Annotated in this window: 17 protein-coding genes; 8 read left to right on the plus strand and 9 right to left on the minus strand. The window is 72.0% G+C overall.

Annotated features, from left to right (window positions below; translation table 11 throughout):
* Positions 1-12: 12 nt before the first annotated feature.
* Positions 13-1,383 (plus strand): serine/threonine-protein kinase, encoded by a 1,371-nt coding sequence (locus tag Q2K19_RS29250; protein ID WP_302765337.1) that lies wholly within the window; start codon positions 13-15, stop codon positions 1,381-1,383.
* A gap of 116 nt (positions 1,384-1,499) precedes the next feature.
* Here Q2K19_RS29250 and Q2K19_RS29255 read toward each other — a convergent pair whose 3' ends face one another.
* The 7 genes from Q2K19_RS29255 to Q2K19_RS29285 all read right to left on the minus strand — a co-directional run bounded on the left by Q2K19_RS29255 (position 1,500) and on the right by Q2K19_RS29285 (position 8,762).
* Positions 1,500-3,980, minus strand: coding sequence for an ABC transporter permease (locus Q2K19_RS29255; RefSeq protein ID WP_302765339.1), 2,481 nt, complete (start codon positions 3,978-3,980; stop codon positions 1,500-1,502).
* A gap of 5 nt (positions 3,981-3,985) precedes the next feature.
* Entirely contained in the window at positions 3,986-4,750 is a 765-nt protein-coding gene (locus Q2K19_RS29260; RefSeq protein WP_302765340.1) for an ABC transporter ATP-binding protein, read from the minus strand.
* Positions 4,751-4,897: 147 nt separating this feature from the next.
* Positions 4,898-5,563, minus strand: coding sequence for a response regulator (locus tag Q2K19_RS29265; protein WP_302765341.1), 666 nt, complete (start codon positions 5,561-5,563; stop codon positions 4,898-4,900).
* Positions 5,560-6,774, minus strand: coding sequence for a sensor histidine kinase (locus Q2K19_RS29270; RefSeq protein WP_302765343.1), 1,215 nt, complete (start codon positions 6,772-6,774; stop codon positions 5,560-5,562). Before Q2K19_RS29270 ends, Q2K19_RS29265 begins: the two co-directional genes overlap by 4 nt.
* A 31-nt stretch (positions 6,775-6,805) precedes the next feature.
* Positions 6,806-7,246: a hypothetical protein gene (locus Q2K19_RS29275; RefSeq protein ID WP_302765344.1), complete on the minus strand. Its 441-nt coding sequence runs from the start codon at positions 7,244-7,246 to the stop codon at positions 6,806-6,808.
* Positions 7,247-7,321: 75 nt separating this feature from the next.
* Positions 7,322-7,990: an HAD family hydrolase gene (locus tag Q2K19_RS29280; protein WP_302765345.1), complete on the minus strand. Its 669-nt coding sequence runs from the start codon at positions 7,988-7,990 to the stop codon at positions 7,322-7,324.
* A 190-nt stretch (positions 7,991-8,180) separates the two neighbouring features.
* Entirely contained in the window at positions 8,181-8,762 is a 582-nt protein-coding gene (locus Q2K19_RS29285) for a type 1 glutamine amidotransferase domain-containing protein (protein ID WP_089011398.1), read from the minus strand.
* A 240-nt stretch (positions 8,763-9,002) separates the two neighbouring features.
* On the opposite strand from Q2K19_RS29285, the gene Q2K19_RS29290 reads away from it, so the two are divergent.
* The gene (locus Q2K19_RS29290; protein ID WP_302765346.1) at positions 9,003-9,845 is read left to right on the plus strand and encodes an aldo/keto reductase; all 843 of its coding nucleotides are present in this window, start codon (positions 9,003-9,005) and stop codon (positions 9,843-9,845) included.
* A gap of 253 nt (positions 9,846-10,098) precedes the next feature.
* Here Q2K19_RS29290 and Q2K19_RS29295 read toward each other — a convergent pair whose 3' ends face one another.
* Positions 10,099-10,575, minus strand: a complete 477-nt coding sequence (locus Q2K19_RS29295; protein WP_302772823.1) for a DUF2267 domain-containing protein — start codon at positions 10,573-10,575, stop codon at positions 10,099-10,101.
* A complete protein-coding gene (locus Q2K19_RS29300; RefSeq protein ID WP_302765347.1) occupies positions 10,572-11,255 on the minus strand; it encodes a TMEM175 family protein in 684 nt (227 codons plus the stop codon). The genes Q2K19_RS29295 and Q2K19_RS29300 overlap by 4 nt, the downstream gene beginning before the upstream one ends.
* 73 nt (positions 11,256-11,328) lie before the next feature.
* Between Q2K19_RS29300 and Q2K19_RS29305 the strand changes: the two genes are divergently transcribed.
* From Q2K19_RS29305 to Q2K19_RS29330, 6 genes are all read left to right on the plus strand, one after another.
* The gene (locus Q2K19_RS29305) at positions 11,329-11,631 is read left to right on the plus strand and encodes an alcohol dehydrogenase catalytic domain-containing protein (RefSeq protein ID WP_302765348.1); all 303 of its coding nucleotides are present in this window, start codon (positions 11,329-11,331) and stop codon (positions 11,629-11,631) included.
* Between the two features lie 330 nt (positions 11,632-11,961).
* The gene (locus tag Q2K19_RS29310; protein ID WP_302765350.1) at positions 11,962-12,846 is read left to right on the plus strand and encodes an SRPBCC family protein; all 885 of its coding nucleotides are present in this window, start codon (positions 11,962-11,964) and stop codon (positions 12,844-12,846) included.
* Between the two features lie 11 nt (positions 12,847-12,857).
* Positions 12,858-14,033 carry a zinc-dependent alcohol dehydrogenase gene (locus Q2K19_RS29315; protein WP_302765352.1) on the plus strand — a complete coding sequence of 392 codons (1,176 nt, stop codon included), beginning with the start codon at positions 12,858-12,860 and terminating at the stop codon, positions 14,031-14,033.
* A gap of 102 nt (positions 14,034-14,135) precedes the next feature.
* Complete coding sequence (locus tag Q2K19_RS29320; protein ID WP_302765353.1) at positions 14,136-14,318, plus strand: hypothetical protein; 183 nt, start codon at positions 14,136-14,138, stop codon at positions 14,316-14,318.
* Between the two features lie 156 nt (positions 14,319-14,474).
* Entirely contained in the window at positions 14,475-15,383 is a 909-nt protein-coding gene (locus Q2K19_RS29325) for a hypothetical protein (RefSeq protein WP_302765354.1), read from the plus strand.
* Positions 15,384-15,940: 557 nt separating this feature from the next.
* The gene (locus Q2K19_RS29330; RefSeq protein WP_302765355.1) at positions 15,941-16,951 is read left to right on the plus strand and encodes a mechanosensitive ion channel family protein; all 1,011 of its coding nucleotides are present in this window, start codon (positions 15,941-15,943) and stop codon (positions 16,949-16,951) included.
* Positions 16,952-17,190: the final 239 nt, after the last annotated feature.

The raw sequence follows: 17,190 nt of genomic DNA on the forward strand, positions 1-17,190 counted from the left end.
TACGGTATGGAGGTGTTGTCTTCGGAGGTCGTACTCAGCGGTCGGTACCGCCTGGATGACCGTGTCGCCACCGGCGGCATGGGGGACGTCTGGCGGGCCACGGACCTGGTGCTCGGCCGTCAGGTCGCGGTGAAGGTCCTGCTTCCCGCGCTGGTCTCCGACCCCGACTTCATCGCCCGCTTCCGCGCCGAGGCGCGGATCATGGCAGCCCTGCGCAGTCCGGGCATCGTGCAGGTCTTTGACTGCGGCGAGGACGAGCTGCCCGACGGCAGCCGGGCCGACTACCTGGTCATGGAGTTCGTCGAGGGCGAGCCGCTGTCCAAGCGGATCGAGGCGGCCGGCCACCTCGAGGTCGCCGAGACGATGTCGATCGTGGCGCAGGTGGCCCAGGCCCTGCACGCCGCGCACGCCCGGGGCATCGTGCACCGCGACGTCAAGCCGAGCAACCTCCTGGTGCAGGAGGACGGCACGGTGGTGCTCGTCGACTTCGGGGTGGCCCGGTCGACGAACGTGACCAGCATCACCAGCACCAACGCGGTGCCCGGCACCGCCCTCTACATGGCACCGGAGCAGGCCGCCGGCCGCCCCGTCTCCGGCGCCACCGACATCTACGCGCTCGGCGCGGTGACCTACTGCTGCCTCACCGGCACGCCGCCGTTCACCGGCGACAACCCGCTCCAGGTGGCCGTCCGGCACCTGGACGACGAGCCGCCGGAGCTGCCCGCCGAGATCCCGCCCTCGGTCCGCGAGCTGGTAGCCCGGGCGCTCGCCAAGGACCCGGCCGACCGCTACCCGACCGGCGCGGCGATGGCCCAGGCCGCCCGAGCGGCGATCGCCGAGGCGCCCACCGCCATGGTGCCCATGGCGCTGCGGGGCGCGGCCACCACCCAGGACGACCGCACCGCCGCCGCACCGCTCGCCGCGACGGCCCCGCGCGCCCGCCGGGCCCGACGCGGGACCCTGGTCGGCGCGCTGGCCGCGGTGCTGGTGGCGCTGACCGCCCTCGGCGCGGCGCTCGGCGCGGCCCGCAACACCGGCGAGCCGGCCACCACCATCCAGACGACGCCCCCGGCGTCCGCCCCCAGCGACTCCGTCGCGGACACCGCCGTCACCGAGGCACCCCCGACGGACTCTGGCGGGCGCACCTACCGGCCGGCCGGGCCGGCCCGGCCGTCCGCGTCGGTCTCGGCGACGCCCAGCCCGTCCGCGAGCGCCTCGGTGCAGCCGACGCCCTCGCCGGACCCGACCACCGCGCCGACCACGCCGACCACGGCGCCGACCACGACGCCGCCGACGGACTCGACGCCCACGACCGACCCACCGACGAACACTGACCCGCCGCCGGCCGACGGCGGCGGTGGTCAGGCCGCCGAGGCCAACTGAGGCGCCGCCGCACCATCACCGGAACGGACCGGCCGGGCCGCACGGGGTGACGGCCGAACGTCGCTGACCGCGCGGCTCCGGCCCCACCGTCCCGGTGGGGCCGGAGCGGCATCCGGTCACTCCGCCCCGAGCGCAACCACCACCGGGCGGGACAGCGCCCGCCGGGCCGGCAGAACGGCGGCGGCCAGGGCGGCCAGAGCCGCCACCGCGATGATCAGGCCGAGCCGGCCCCAGGGCAGCACCAGCGTGAACTCGCCGCCGATCCGGGCGACGACGGCCATCGCGGCGGCCGCCACCCCGGTGCCCAGCGCCACGCCGAGCAGCGTGCCGACCAGCGCGGTGAGCACCGCCTCGACCGCCAGCACCGCCCGCATCCCGCCCCGGGTCAGGCCCACGGCCCGCAGCACGGCGTTCTCCCGGGTCCGTTCCACCACCGACAGGCTGAGCGTGTTGGCCACCCCGACCAGCGAAATCACCACGGCCAGGCCGAGCAGCGCGGTGACGAAGGCCAGCACCAGGTCCACCGTGCCGGTCAGCATCTTCTTGTACGCGCCCTGGTCAAGCAGGTTCACCGTCGGGTAGTTCGCGAGCACCGACTCGAGGGCGGCCCGGGCGGTGTCCGGGGAGACACCGTCGGCGGGATCCACCTCGGCCAGGTAACCCCGCTCGGCGGGGAAGAGCCGCGCGAAGTCGGCGTCGACCACGTCCACCACGTGCCCGGCGGGCACCGGGCTGCCGGCCAGCGCCGGCCCCTCGTCGGCGACGACGGCCGCCACCCGGAACGGCCGACCGGCCAGCGTGACCGTCGCACCGACCGTCCAGCCCTCCGCCGCCGCCAACTCGCGGTGCACCAGCACCGATCCCGGCGCCAACCGGGCCGGGTCGCCGGCGTCCACGGCGGTGAGCGTGCGCCGGACCAGCGCCGGGTGGGCGGACCGCAGCTCGACGCCGCCGACCACCCGGCTGCGCTGCTCGTGCACGACACCCAGTTCCGGGCGGGCGGCCAGCTCGTGAAGCAGCGGGGCGGGCAGTTCCCCGCCGATCCCGGTGACCAGGAAGTCCACCCCGATCTGCCGGTCCACGGCGCCCTCGATGCTGGCCTTCGCGCTGCCGGCGCCGACGACGAACGCCGACACCAGGCCGATCCCCATCACCATGGCGGTGGCCGTCGCCGCCACCCGGCGCGGGTTGCGGACGGCGTTCGCCACCGCCAGCCCGGCGGTGGCGCCGAGCAGCCGGCGGACCGGCCGTCCGAGCGCCCGGAGCAGCGCCGGCACCAACACCGGACCGAACAGCACGATGCCCAGGAAGGCGAGCACGCCGCCCGCCGCGACCAGCGGCACCTGACCGGTCCGACCGGCGCCGACCAGCGCCGCCAGCCCGGCGGCGAGGACCACCGCGCCGGCCACCAGCCGCACCCGCCCGGCCCCCCGGGCCGGCCGCACAGCCGCGTCGGTCAGCGCGGCCACCGGGGCGATCCGGGTGCCCTGCCACGCCGGCACCGCGGCGGACACCACGGTCAGCAGCGTGCCGAGACCGAGGCAGAGCAGCACCGTACGGACGGTGACGGTGAGCCCGCCGGCGACCGGGGCGTCCAGCGCGGACAGCAGCGCGCCGAGCCCCACCGCCAGCCCGACGCCGGCCAGCACACCGACGGCCGAGGCGAGCAGTCCAGTCAGCGCCGCCTCCGCCAGCGCGGCCCGGAAGACCTGTCCCCGGGTGGCCCCGACCAGGCGCAGCAGCGCGGTCCGCCGGGTCCGCTGGGCGAGCACGATGGCGAAGGTGTTGGCGATCACGAAGCCGGCCACCACCACCGCCACCGCGGCGAACGTCATCAGGAACAGCCCGAACTGCCGGCCGCCGCGGACCGCGTCCTCGACCGCCTCGTCGAGGATGGCCTGCCGGTCCTTGACCGGCACGCCCGGGCCGACGACCGCGCGGACCCGCTCGGCCAGCGCCGCCCGGTCCACGTCCGGCCGGGCGGCCACCATGATCCGGCCGTACCCGGGCTCGCCGCCGACGCTCAGCGCGTCGGCGCCGACCAGCCCGAGGTACGGGCCGCCGACGTCGCGGGTCGTGCCGGCCACGTCGACCGTGCCGACCAGGGTGTACGGCCGCGCCGGTCCCCCGGACCCGCCGATCCGCACCGGGCCGCCCAGGATGAAGCCCTGGTCGGCGACGGTGGGGGCGTCGAGCACCAGCTCACCGGGGCGCTGGGGCAGCCGCCCGGCGACCACGTCGTACGACTGGAGGGCCGGCTCGGTGGGAACTGCGGCCAGGACGGCGTAGCCGAGCACCGGCCGGCCGTCCGCGCCGACGATCCCCGCGGTCCCGGTCACCTCCCCCGCGGCGGCCGCCACCCCGTCCACGGCACGGATCCGGTCGACCAGGGTGGGCGGCAGCGGCTGCTGCCCGGCGTACGCGGCCAGGTCGGTGTGCCGGTCGAAGGCGCCCGCCCGGGCGGACGCCCCGGCGCGCATGCCGTCGGTGAAGATCAGGGTGCCGGCGACGAAGGCGACGCCGAGGACGATGGCCAGCGAGGAGAGCAGCAGGCGCAGCCCGTCCGCGCGGACCTGGCGCAGGGTGAGACGCAGCATGCCGGTCACCGCCCGACCGGCACGCCGGCCGGCTCCAGCCGGGCGAGCGCGTCGAGGACCTGCGGGGCGGTCGGCGCGTGCAGCTCGTCGACCAGCCGGCCGTCGGCGAGGAAGACCACCCGGTCGGCGTGGGCGGCGGCCACCGGATCGTGGGTAACCATCACCACGGTCTGGCCGAGGATGTCGACCGCCTGGCGGAGCAGCCGCAGCACCTCCGCGCCGGAGCGGGAGTCGAGGTTTCCGGTCGGCTCGTCGGCGAAGATCACCCACGGTCGGGTGACCAGGGCGCGGGCCACGGCCACCCGCTGCTGCTGGCCGCCGGAGAGCTCGGCGGGCCGGTGGCCGAGCCGGTCGGCGAGGCCGACCGCAGCCACCACCTGCCGCAGCCAGGCGGGGTCGGGCCGCCGGCCGGCGATGGCCAGCGGCAGCACGATGTTCTCCTCGGCGGTGAGGGTAGGCAGCAGGTTGAACTTCTGGAAGACGAAGCCGACCCGGTCCCGCCGGAGCAGGGTCAGCCGCCGGTCGTCGAGCCGGGCGAGGTCGGCGTCGCCGATGCGCACCGTCCCGGCGGAGGGCCGGTCCAGGCCGGCCAGGCAGTGCAGCAGGGTCGACTTGCCGGAGCCGGACGGGCCCATGATGGCGGTGAAGCGGCCGGCGGCGAGGTCGAGGTCGACACCGTCGAGGGCGACGACCCGGGACTGCCCGGAGCCGTACTCCTTGCGCAGGTCGCGGGTGGTGACGGCGACGCCGGTGGGCGGGGTTGCGGACACGTGGTGCTCCTGTCGGACACGATCATCTTTCGCATCCGACGCTATGCCCGACACCCCGTTGTCGATCTCCACCTGCGCGCTCGACCTCGGTACGCCCCGGGTCGCCCCGGACCGGGCGGACCCGTACGACTCAGGTCGTACGCCGGGTCAGCCGCCCGGGGTGACCAGCCCGCTCTCGTACGCCAGCACCACCGCCTGCACCCGGTCGCGGAGCTGCAGCTTCGCCAGGATCCGGCCGACGTGCGTCTTCACCGTCGCCTCGGCCACGTGCACCCGGGCGGCGATCTCGGCGTTGGACAGCCCCTGCGCCACGAGCAGCAGCACCTCCCGCTCCCGCTCGGTGAGCTGGGCCAGCCGGGGGTCCTCGGCGGGGCCGGGGCCGAGCTGGCCGGCGAACCGGTCGAGCAGCCGCCGGGTCACCGACGGGGCCACCACCGAGTCGCCCTCGGCGACCACCCGGATCGCGGCGAGCAGCTCCTCGGGCGGCACGTTCTTCAGCAGGAAGCCGCTGGCACCGGCCCGCAGCGCGGCGAACGCGTCCGCCTCGGTGTCGAAGGTGGTGAGCACCAGCACCCGGGGCCGGCGGTCGGCCGGCCGGGCGGCGATCCGGCGGGTCGCCTCCACCCCGTCCATCGTCGGCATCCGCAGGTCCATCACCACCAGGTCGGCCTCGACCCGGTCCAGCACGCGCAGCGCGTCGGCGCCGTCGATCGCCTCGCCGACCACCGCCAGGTCGGGCTGCGAGTCGAGCACCATGCGGAACCCGGCGCGCACCAGCGCCTGGTCGTCGACGATGACCACCCGGACCGTCATGCAGCCTCCTCCTCGGCTCCGGCTGCCGACGGTAGCGGCAGCCGCGCCTCGACCCGCCAGCCCCCGGCCAGCGCCGGCCCCGCGGTGAGGGTGCCGTCGTACACCCCGACCCGCTCCCGCATCCCGACCAGGCCGTGCCCGCCCGGCGGTGCCGGCCGGACCGCCGGACGGCCGCGGCCGTCGTCGACGGCCCGGACCACGACGGCGTCCGGGGACCAGGCCAGGTCCAGCGCGACGGACGCGCCCACCCCGGCGTGCTTGAGGGTGTTGGTCAGCGACTCCTGCACCACCCGGTAGACGGTCAGCTCCAGGCCGGGCGGCAGGGCCGGCGGCTCACCGGTGGTGGCGTAGGTGATCTCCAGGCCGGCGGCGCGGAACCGGTCCAGCAGGTCGGGCAGCTCGACCACCGCCGGTCGGCGGTGCGCCGGCTCGGCCGCCGCGCCGGGCGCGGCTACCGGCTCCGGCCGGCTCGGCTCCCGCAGTACGCCCACCAGCCGGCGCATCTCCTCCAGCGCCTGCCGCCCGGTGTCCGCGACCACCTTGGCCGCCTCCCGGGCGGTGGCCGGGTCCCGGTCGATGGTGAACCGCACGCCGTCGGCCTGCACGATCATCACCGCCATGCTGTGCGCGACCACGTCGTGCAGCTCCCGGGCGATCCGGGTGCGCTCCTCGGCCACCGCGGCCCGGGCCTCGGCCTCCCGCTCCCGTTCCAGCGTGGCGGCCCGCTCCTCGAGGGTCAGCACGTAGAGCCGGCGGGTCCGCACGTTCAGGCCGACCAGCCAGACCGCCCCGGTGACCGTCCCGAACCAGATGGCGCTGGCCCACCACGCGGCCGGTCCGGGCACCTGGAGCGCGGCGAGCACCACGCCGACCGCGGCCACCGCTCCGGCGATCACCCCGTCCCGGAGCCGGTCGGCGTACTTGATCACGCTGTAGAGGGCGATCAGCACGGCGACGTCGTAGCCGAGCGGACCCCAGTGGGCGAGCACCTGCGTCAGGGCGAGCGCGCCCACCACGACCGCCACCGTCGACGGATGGGTCCGCCGGAACAGCAGGGCCGCCCCCATCGCGACCCCGACGGCGCTGGCCGGCCAGCCGCCGGGCTGGGCCACGACCCCGGCGACGGCGAAGAGCGCCACCAGCCCGGCGACGGCGACGTCGAAGGCGACGCTCCGCAACGGGCGGCCGAAGATCACGCGGTCCACGGTCACCCAGCGTACGGGGTGGGCTGCCCGTCGATGCCTACCGAGCTTGATCGGCTGGGTCCTGGAGCTTCGGCGGATGTGGACCGGTGCCGCAGGCGACGATCAGGGCGGCGGTGACCGGAAGCAGGAAGAGCCCGATGGACGCCATCGCCAGCAGGTTGAACCCGGCCACCAGCCTGGTCAGCACCCACGCGGACGGCATCGAGCGCAGCCACAGCGCGCACCCGACCAGGGCGGTCGCCAGCAGCGGCACCCCGAGTACGACGGCGGCACCCGGGCCGTTCACCTCCACGACCGTGCCCGATCCTGGCGTGACGTCGCCCGACGCCGACACCGTCTCCGAGCGGTAGACCGGAAGCACGAACCCCGCGACGACGAGCACGATCCCGTAGGCACCGGCAAGCAGCAACGCGACGGCAGCGATGCGACCCAGGCGGTTGCGAGCCGAGTGCACGAGGCGCGACCTGCTGCCCTTCACGACCCCATCCTCCTCTCCCGCTGCCTCGTCGTCAGCACCCGAACGGGACGAGGCCAACGTAGGCGGCGGGAAGCGTCAGGAGTGCCACCGGTCGGGTCGCAACACCACCTCGACCAGCTCCGGGAAGGCGTGGATGAAGGCGCTGACGTGGCGGACGTCGAAGTCCGCCCGCTTTCGCACCCCGCTCTGCAGACAGGCGATGAAGTGTAGGCCGGCACCGGCGGCGGCCTGCGCGTCTCCCGGGGAGTCGCCGACGTACACGCACTGCTGCGGAGCCAGCCCGGTGGCCGTCAGCAGCTCGTCGAACACCCGGGGGTCCGGCTTGCCGAATCGCGTGTTGTCCGCGTGGTAGACAGCGCTCACCCGCTGCGCCAGGACGTGATCCGGCGCGAGCAGGTGTTCGACCTCGGCTGCCGTACGCGAGGTCAGGAGCATCACCGTCCGGCCAGCCAGCACGAGTTGGTCCAGCGCATGGAGGTTCTCGGGGGCCATCGTGTCGAGCCGGCCGTCGATGACATAGCGCCGCAGCACCTGCTGATAGGCCGTGGCGAACTGACCGACATCCAGCCCGAGGGACCGCTTGGGCATCGCACCGAGCAGGGGCTCACCCCAGGTTTCCAGGTGCACGGCGCGGGACATCGGTTCGCGGCCGAGGCCCGCCAGCACCTCGTTCTCCAGATCGAAGCACGCCGCCTCGGTGAGGCAGAGCGTGTCATCGACATCGACAATCACGGCCTGGATCACAGCCGCGAGCCTAACCCGAGGATGGTGCCGAGCCAGACAGCACCAAGCCGATGATCCAGACGTTCCCGCCCCCTCCCGGGGGCCTCACCGCGGAAAGCATCCCAAGCGGCGCCAGATCCGGTTGGCGGGGATACCCGCCGGGTCGGGGCTCCAGGCCGGGCTGATCCTCCCGGCCTGGAGCCCCACCGGGTCAGGCTGTCGCCATCTGGCGGACGTGCTTGCCCTCGGCGAACTCCTCGACCATCTTGGCGCAGAAGGCCGGAAGGTCACTGGGGCTGCGGCTGGTGACCAGGCCGTTGTCGACCTGCACCTGTTGGTCCACCCAGTTCCCGCCCGCGTTGCGGATGTCGGTCCGCAGGCTGGGGAACGAGGTGACGGTCCGGCCGTTGACGATCCCGGTCTCGACCAACGACCAGGGGCCGTGGCAGATCGCCGCCACCGGCTTCTGTTGCTGGAAGAACGCCCGGACGAAGTCCATCGCCTGCGGGTTCATTCGGAGCCGGTCGGGGTTGACCGTCCCGCCCGGCAGCAACAGGGCGTCGTAGTCGGCCGCATTGGCCTCGTTCACGGTCCGGTCCACCCGATAATGGTTGGCCGGATTGATGTCCTGGTTCATCGACTGGATCTCGCCGGATTTCAACGAGATCAGGTGGACCTCGGCCCCCGCCTGCTCCGCGGCGGCCCGGGACTGGGTGTACTCCACGTCCTCCACCCCGTCGGCGGCGAGGCAAGCGACTCGCTTGCCGGTCAGTGGCTGCTGGCTCTGCGCCATTTCTGCGGCCTCCCTTCGCAGCGCCGCCCCGTCGGCGGCGCATCGCTCGCTCGGGGTCGCCTTCCCGGTGCGGGCACCAGCAAACGGGCCAGCGAACGCCGCTCGAGGGCGGATAATCCGGCCACGTGCCCACTGCACGGCGAGGGCCTGCGCGGAGAAAGGTCGCGCTACGAGGGTGTGCTGCCTGTCGTAGCGGGTAACGCAGGCAACCCACTGGTACCCAGGCTCTCGGAGGTCGACATGACCCTCGCTGCCGGCGCGATCGAGCTGCCGTCCGGCCAGACGATGCCCGTGCTCGGCCAGGGAACCTGGTACCTGGGCGAGCGCCCCGCGAGGCGGCGGGACGAGATGGCCGCCCTGCGCACCGGGCTCGACCTGGGCATGACCATGATCGACACTGCGGAGATGTACGGTGACGGCGCTTCCGAGGAACTCGTCGGCGAGGCGATCATCGGACGACGCGCCGACGTCTTTCTGGTCGACAAGGTGCTGCCGTCCAACGCCAGCCGACGGGGAACCGTGCAGGCCTGCCGCCGCAGCCTGCAACGACTCGGCGTCGACCACATCGACCTCTACCTGCTGCACTGGCGCGGCACGCATCCGCTCGGGGAGACGATCGAGGCGTTCGCCGAACTCGTCGACGCCGGTGACATCGGGCAGTGGGGCGTAAGCAACTTCGATCTTTCCGACATGACGGAGCTACTCGAGGCGGGCGGGAACTCCTGCGCGACCAATCAGATCCTGTACAACCTCACCCGCCGCGGTCCCGAGTACGACCTGCTGCCGTGGCTACGCGAGCACCGAATCCCGGTGATGGCGTACTCGCCGATCGAGCAGGGCCGACTGCTCGGCCACCCCGAGGTCGCGGAGGTCGCCGCCCGGCACGGGGCCACGCCCGCTCAGGTCGCGCTTGCCTGGCTGCTGCGGCAGGAGATGGTTGCGGCCATCCCCCGATCGTCCAATCCCGAACACACCCGGGAGAACGCGGAAGCGCGCGACCTGCATTTGACCGAGGAGGACGTGGCGGCACTCGACACGGCGTTCCCGCCGCCCGCCGGCCCGCAACCGCTGGAGATGTTGTAGCGTCCCGCGGCACTGGTGAGCGCGGCGATGCAGGCGAGGAGAAACCCGAGTGCCCTGACCCATCTCGACGTGGTCGGCGCCGACCCGCTTCCGTACCGGGCATGAAGACATGGGTCGCGGGTCGCCACCCTGGCGCCGCCCTTCGACGGGCAGGACAGCCGCAGGTAGCCTCCCTCGCCGCCGATTCCAAACGGACCGTAGCGGCGCCTCCGCCGCTACCGCCCGAGCTTTCTGGCCGGTCCGCCCGCCCGAGCTAGGTGCCGACCCGGCGGGGCTCGAGCCGTCCCGTCCCCGGCCCGGTCAACTGCCGGAACTCCTTCGGCAACTGGTCGACAAGGTCCCCGTACTCCTTCGCGCTGGCCGACTCACGAAGGGTATCCAGCACGGCCCGTGCTCCGTCGGTGGCCACCTGGCGGTCCACCCCGACCCGTGACTGCACCCGTACGAAGAATTCGGCGAGCCCGAACCGTTCCGGATCTTCGGTGGGCCCATCCACCAGGCCTCGTAGCTCCTCGGGAGCGGGGAGGCGACGTCCCTCGCCTGGCCGCCAGTGATCCCAACGTCTCGAGCATGGCGCGGGTGATCGCTTCCGCCTGCCCCGGCGGAACCTTCGGTCGCGCTGCCACGGACTGCACGAACTCGGTGTAGCCCACCTCGGATCCCCTCTCGAACCGGATTGCGGCGGGTGTCCACGCCCAGCAGGGTGAAACGGCGGTTCGCCCGCCCTCAGCCGCGGGGTGGCGGAGAGCGGTGGGTGATCCGGCGGGTGACCCGAAACTGGTACAGGCCGGCGCTGGTGACCGCGTAGAAGACGGGCAGGAGGACGAAGATGGCGAGGCCGACCAGCGGCGTCACCAGGTAGCCGAGCACCCCCGCGAGGACGTACAGGACGACCCCGGCGAGGGCCCGGATCCGCTCGACGTGGAAGAACTCGTCCTTGACCTGTTCCTTCAGCAGGTCGGGGTGCCGGGCCAGGTAGTGGTAGAACGCCAGCCAAGTCGCGCACAGCACGGCACCGATCAGCGCGTAGAAGGCGATGGCCACCCGCTGGTCCGCGTTGTCGTGCTCCTGCAGGGCGTGCGACACGACGATGGTCGGAAACGGCAGCAGCGCCGTGGTGAACAGCACGAACAGGTTCATCCAGTGCAGGCCGCGATCGACCTGCTGGATGCGATTGAACGCCGCCTTGTGGTTGAGCCAGACGACGGCCACGTACGAGTAGGACGCGAGATACGCGACGTACGACGGCCACTGGCTGAGCAGTCCCGACAGGAGGCGACCGGGCGGGACGTTCGGCACCCGGAGGTCCAGGACCAGCAGCGTGATGATGATGGCGAAGATGGCGTCGCTGAACGCCACGGCACGGCTGGTGTCCGACCGGGTGCCCAGGTCCGTTTCTGGCCCGCTCACCGAGCGGGCCTACCCAGGGGCGTCCGCGGTAAACAGCCGGACACCGCCGCCCCAAGATGCGAATCAATAGTGCATGAGCATGAAGGAGGTGCCGGACGCCCGGATAGAGCGACCGACCGACGCTCTCGTCCGGATCACCACGACCAACATCTGCGGCTCTGACCTGCCCATGCACGACGGACGTACGGACATGCAGCCGGGCCGGGTGCTCGGGCACGTGAACCTCGGCGAGGTGATCGAGGTCGGCGCCGGCGTCGATCTCGTGAAGGTCGGGGACATCCTGTGCCTGCCCTTCAACGTCTCGTGTGGCTTCTGCGCGGGGGGCAGACCATGGGCACCGGCCAATGCAACGTCAAGAACTACAACCGCCAGCTGATGAACCTCATCGCGGGAGGCAAGGCGAAACCCTCGTTCATCGTGTCCCACGAGCTGACGCTGGACGAGGCGCCGCAGGGATACGAGAACTTCGACCGCCGGGTGCAGGGCTGGACGAAGGTGCTGCTGCACCCCGACGGTCGCCGCTGACTCGATGCGTGAATCCCGCGGTTACGGGAAGCCTGCGCCGGGCTGACACCGAAGACGTCGTCGGTCGGACTGAGATGGGGATGAGATGGGTCGGAAGAGCACGATGGGTGTCCGGTCGGTGACCGACGCCCTGGGCATCGAGCGGGAAACTCCTGACCGCCGATCACAAGGCACAGCCCGGATGCTGGGTTGGTTCAGTCTCGGCCTCGGCGCGGCCGCCTTCGCCGCGACGCCGAGGCTCAGCCGCCTGTGCGGCGTCGACGACTCCCGCACGGCGCGGACCGTGCTGCGGGCCGCCGGGGTACGGGAGCTGGGCCACGCCGCCGCACTGCTGATTCCCCGCCGGGCCGGGTGGGGGACGTGGACGCGGGTCGCCGGGGACATCATGGACCTGGCGGCCTGCGGTCGGGCCATGAGCCGCCGCAGGGGGGAACGACGACGACGCCTGATGTACACCACCGGTGCGGTCGCCGGGATCACCGTCGTCGACCTCTACACGGCGCTACGGACGACGCGAGGCCGCCCGATGACAGGGCGCAACCGGGTACGTGGCGCGGTGACGATCAACCGAAGCATGGAGGAGGCGTACCGGTTCTGGCACGACTTCGAGAACCTGCCTCGCTTCATGTACCACCTCCAGTCGGTGCGGATGACCGGGGTCCGGCAATCGCACTGGACGGCGAAGGCCCCGGCCGGGCGGAGCGTGGAGTGGGACGCGGAGATCATCGAGGACCGGCCCAACCAGTTGATCAGGTGGCGCTCGGCCGAGGGCGCGACCGTGCCGAACTCCGGATGCGTGCGGTTCATGCGCGCGGCCGGCGGCCACGGCACGGAGGTGCGGGTCGAGCTCGAGTACTCGGTGCCGGGGGGCAAGCTCGGGGCCATGGTCGCCAAGGTCTTCGGCGAGAACCCCCAGCAGCAGGTCTGCGACGACCTGCGGCGATTCAAGCAGGTGATCGAAACGGGCGAGATCGTGCGCTCGGACGGGAGCCCGCAGGGGACCAGCATGCAGCAGCAGGCGAAGCAGCGGCCGGCGCGGCCGCTGGCGACGCCGCGGGTCGGCTGAGGAGGAGATCGATGAGAGCCAACTGCTGGGTCCACCCGAACAAGGTGGCCGTCGAAGACGTCTCCGACCCGCAGATCCTCAACCCTCGAGACGCCGTCGTGCGGGTGAGCTCGGCGGCGATCTGCGGCTCCGACCTGCACCTGCTCGATGCCTTCATCCCGGCAATGAAGAAGGGCGACATCCTCGGGCACGAATTCATGGGCGAGATCGTGGAGCTCGGCCCCGGCGTACGGGACGGGCTGAGCATCGGCGACCGTGTGGTGGTCGGGTTCCCGATCGCCTGCGGCAACTGCACGTCCTGTCAACGGGGCCTGTACTCCATCTGCGAGAACTCCAACCCGAATGCCGCGATAGCCGAGGTGGCAATGGGCCACTCCCCGGCCGGCATCTACGGCTACTCCCATCTGATGGGTGGATACGCGGGGGGCCAGGCACAGTACGTGCGGGTGCCCTTCGCCGATGTCGGTGCCCTGAAGATCGAGGACGACCTGCCGGACGAGAAGGTGCTGTTCCTGTCCGACGTGCTGCCGACCGGGTACATGGCCGCCGAGATGTGCGACATCAAACCCGGGGACATCGTCGCCATCTGGGGTGCCGGGCCGGTCGGCCAGTTCGCCGCCGTCAGCGCGTACCTGCTCGGGGCGGAACGGGTCATCGTCATCGACCGGTTCCCGTACCGGCTGCAGATGGCGCGGACGAAGGCGGGCGCGGAGACGATCAACTACGAGGAGACCGACGTCATGGACGCGCTGCGGGACATGACGGCCGGCCGCGGGCCGGACGCCTGCATCGACGCGGTCGGCATGGAGGGACATCACCCGTCCGCGGCGCTGCATGCCTACGACCGGGCCAAGCAGGCGATGAAGGTGGAGACGGACCGCCCACACGCGCTCCGGGAGGCGGTGCTGAGCTGCCGCAACGGCGGGACCATCTCGGCCATCGGCGCGTACGGCGGGTTCATCGACAAGTTCCCGATGGGGTCGTTCATGAACCGCTCCCTGACCATGCGGTCGGGACAGGCGCACGTACAGCGCTACATGCGGCCGCTGCTGGAACGCATCCGCAAGGGCGAGATCGACCCGAGCTTCATCATCACCCACACGATGCAACTGGAAGACGCCCCTCGCGGCTACGACATCTTCAAGAACAAGCAGGAGGACTGCGTCAAGGTGGTGCTCAAGCCGTAGCGGTTCGCCTCGTCGTCGCCTCCGGATCACTCTGCCGGGGGCGACGACCAACTGCGCGGAAGAGTGGGTTCGGCCCAGACGGGGCGCCCGTGTTTGGTATCGGTGCAGATCGGCGCCCCCGACGTGGCCTTTCCCCGGCTGAACGGCATCGCCTACTGGCTGTACCTGTTCGGCGGTCTGATCGTGCTGGGTTCGTTCGCGACGCCCGAAGACGCAGCGGACTGGGCCATGCTCATCACCGCGCAGGTGCTCACCTGCTCGCCCCTCGCTGTCAGGCGCAGCTGATCCGGCGTCTCCTCGGCCGCACGCCCGAGCCGTTTGATGCGTCGGCACACGGGTAGACCGCGACCTGGTCCGAGGGGGTGGGCCGAGGATCGGAGCCACATACCGACGGTGGGCTCCATCCGGTCCGCATGCTAGGCGAGGCCCGAGGAGTGCGGGATGGCCGAATCGGAGAGCCGGGACACGGGCGCACGGGAGTCGCCCGCGCAACCGCGCGAGCAGGTCGATCGGCAGCGTGACGCCGAGGAGGGCGCGGAAGGCGCCGGTCGGGGCCAGAACCTCGGTCCCGCCGGCGGGCCAACGGGTGCCGAGCCCGGCGAACGCCCCGCCGCCCCACAGCGTGGTGAACACGACCTTCCCCAGCCGGTTGGCGGGCACAGCAGCAAGACGATGTCAGATCCGGACGTCGTCCTCCAGCTCCCGCAGGTCAAGGTCGAACAGATCTACGTCGAGGTCGACAACCTGGACGCCTCCGTCTCACTGCGAGCCCGGCTGGGTAGCCTGCTCCAGCTCGACGTGGGCGTTCAGGCGCATCTCGGCACGGTGAAGATCGACATCAAGGGCGTCGAGACCGAGGCGATGCTCGAGGTTCGGCTCGAGGAGCTCCGCGGCATTCTCGACAGCGCCCTGCGCACCATCGAGCGCAACCCGCAGATCATCGAGTCGCTGGTGAAGACCGTGGACACCGCCGTGAACCAGGTCGGGCAGACAGCTCAGCAGGTGCTCGGACCGCAGGGGCCGCTGGCCCGGACGCTCGACCACGTCGGGCAGACGGCGCAGGAGGCGCTGGGGCCCAATGGGCCGCTGTCGCAGACGCTGCAGCAGGCCACCCAGCAGGTCGGTCAACAGCTCGGGCAGACCACCCAGCAGCTCGGACAGACCACCCAGCAACTGGCTCAGAACAGCGGGGCGGCGGCTGGCGGCGGTGGGGGTCTGGGCGGCGTGCTGGGCGGATCTCCGGCCCGAGCGGCGTGGCAACGGATGAAGAAGATCGTCAACAGCAGCCAGCCACTGAGGCAGGTCACGGCGCGGCTGGTAGGACCGCAGGGGCAACAGCCGCAGAGCTGATTGCGGCAGGCGTGCCGCAGCAAGTTGGCCTCGTCGGACCACAGCTTCACGATCGCCGGGCGTCGGCAGATCGTCTTGATCTTTCCCGTGGTGGAGGCCACCGTCTTCGACGGGTTGTTGTAGACGAACCGCCGGGTGTCTCCCTTGCGGCGGTGACGCTGGATGCGCCAGCCGAGGAAGTCGAAATCGTCGATGTGCGTGATCAGGGTCTTGGTCACCGACAGGTGTAATCCCATCGGGGCCAACAGCGCCGCCGTTTGCTCCCGCAGGGCCCCTGCGTGGGCGCCCTCGCCGCGGACCAGGATCAGAAAGTCGTCCGCGTAGCGGACGAAACTCCAGGTGGGCCAAGGCCATCAGCGCCTGCTGCAACGCCTCGGCTGCCTCTCACCCCGGGCGCCGGCGGCTATGAGTGCCACCCGGAAGGGGTGTTCTTGGCAGGAAATACTCCGTATCCTCCCGGTGTGCATAGGGTCAGGCCGTAACCCGTCCTCTGTACGTCATGACGTGGGCGAGGAGCGCAGCGGGATGACGGTCGAGACCACGGCGGTCGCCGCCTGATGCGCGCGGCGTTGATCATGCTGGCCACGCTGGCGGTGGCCGTGCTGCTGGACATCGGCACACGCAGGCTCGTCCGTCGCGTCGACCACGGTCGCTACCGGTGGGTCCTGGGACCACTGCGGAACGCCTGCCGCCGTCCGACGGCCGCCGTGCTGCTCCTCACCGGGCTGTACCTCGCACTGCCGCCGAGGCCGACCGGGTGGCTCGGCGACGTCCGACACGCCATCGGGCTGTTGCTCATCGGCAGCGTCGCCTGGCTGGTGATCAAGGCGTTGCACGTCGCCGAGGGCGTCACCTTCAGCCGGCTGCCGCCGGAGGTGGTCGCGGACCGCCGGATCCGGCGGGCCCGAACCCAGATCCGCCCCGTCCGACGCTTCACCGCGGTAGTGGTCACGATCGTGGCCATCGGCCTGATCATGACCACCTTCCCGCCCATCCGGGCGTTCGGGATCTCCGTCCTGGGCTCGGCCGGCGTCGTCGGCGCGCTCATCGGCCTGTCCGCCCGGACCGCGCTGGGCAACGCGTTCGCCGGTATTCAGGTCGCCTTCTCGGACGGTCTGCACGTCGGCGACGTGGTGGTCATCGAGGGCGAGTGGGGCCGGGTCGAAGAGGTCAAGCTGACCAACGTGGTCGTCCGGCTGTGGGACGACCGGACGCTCATCCTGCCGACGATGTACTTCACCGAGCGCCCGTTTCAGAACTGGTCCCGGAATGAGGCGCGGGTGGTCGGCAAGGTCCAGATCCACGTGGACCACACCGCCGACCTGGAGGACCTGCGTACGGAGACCCGACGGCTCGTCGAGTCCTCACCGCTGTGGGACCGGAGCCAGTGGCAACTGCAGATGGTCGACGCCACCGCATCGAGCGTCGTGATCGAGGTGCAGGCCGCAGCCGCCGACGGGCCCAGCGCCTGGGACCTCCGCTGCGACCTCCGCGAGGGCCTGATCCGCTACGTTCGCGACAACCACCCGCAGTGGCTCCCCCGCACCCGCAGCGAGTACAAACCCTGACCTCCCCGCAAACCCACAAAAACCGCCTTGTCGGGCGAAAGGTGCGTAGCGTAGCGACCTCCTCGTGCATACGGCAGGCAGGTGCACAAGGGCCACCACGAGGCCGAGAAGCTCGCCAAGCGGCACTACCTGCGGGCGGTCACCCGCACGAGGTGAGCGCGTTCACCGAGGTCCTCCTGCGACCCCTGCGGGATCGGCTGGCCGGCACAGTCAGCATCGACGCCCGCACCGCCACGCCC

Origin of the sequence: Micromonospora sp. NBRC 110009 (assembly GCF_030518795.1) — a bacterium.
GTDB lineage: Bacteria > Actinomycetota > Actinomycetes > Mycobacteriales > Micromonosporaceae > Micromonospora.

Bases quoted from the DNA above. Each gene is read 5' to 3' on its own strand.
- Q2K19_RS29255 (WP_302765339.1), bottom strand. From the start codon at position 3,980: ATGCTGCGTCTCACCCTGCGCCAGGTCCGCGCGGACGGGCTGCGCCTG.
- Q2K19_RS29265 (WP_302765341.1), bottom strand. From the start codon at position 5,563: ATGACGGTCCGGGTGGTCATCGTCGACGACCAGGCGCTGGTGCGCGCC.
- Q2K19_RS29285 (WP_089011398.1), bottom strand. From the start codon at position 8,762: ATGGCGCAGAGCCAGCAGCCACTGACCGGCAAGCGAGTCGCTTGCCTC.
- Q2K19_RS29290 (WP_302765346.1), top strand. From the start codon at position 9,003: ATGACCCTCGCTGCCGGCGCGATCGAGCTGCCGTCCGGCCAGACGATG.
- Q2K19_RS29305 (WP_302765348.1), top strand. From the start codon at position 11,329: ATGAGCATGAAGGAGGTGCCGGACGCCCGGATAGAGCGACCGACCGAC.
- Q2K19_RS29310 (WP_302765350.1), top strand. From the start codon at position 11,962: ATGCTGGGTTGGTTCAGTCTCGGCCTCGGCGCGGCCGCCTTCGCCGCG.
- Q2K19_RS29315 (WP_302765352.1), top strand. From the start codon at position 12,858: ATGAGAGCCAACTGCTGGGTCCACCCGAACAAGGTGGCCGTCGAAGAC.
- Q2K19_RS29325 (WP_302765354.1), top strand. From the start codon at position 14,475: ATGGCCGAATCGGAGAGCCGGGACACGGGCGCACGGGAGTCGCCCGCG.
- Q2K19_RS29330 (WP_302765355.1), top strand. From the start codon at position 15,941: ATGCGCGCGGCGTTGATCATGCTGGCCACGCTGGCGGTGGCCGTGCTG.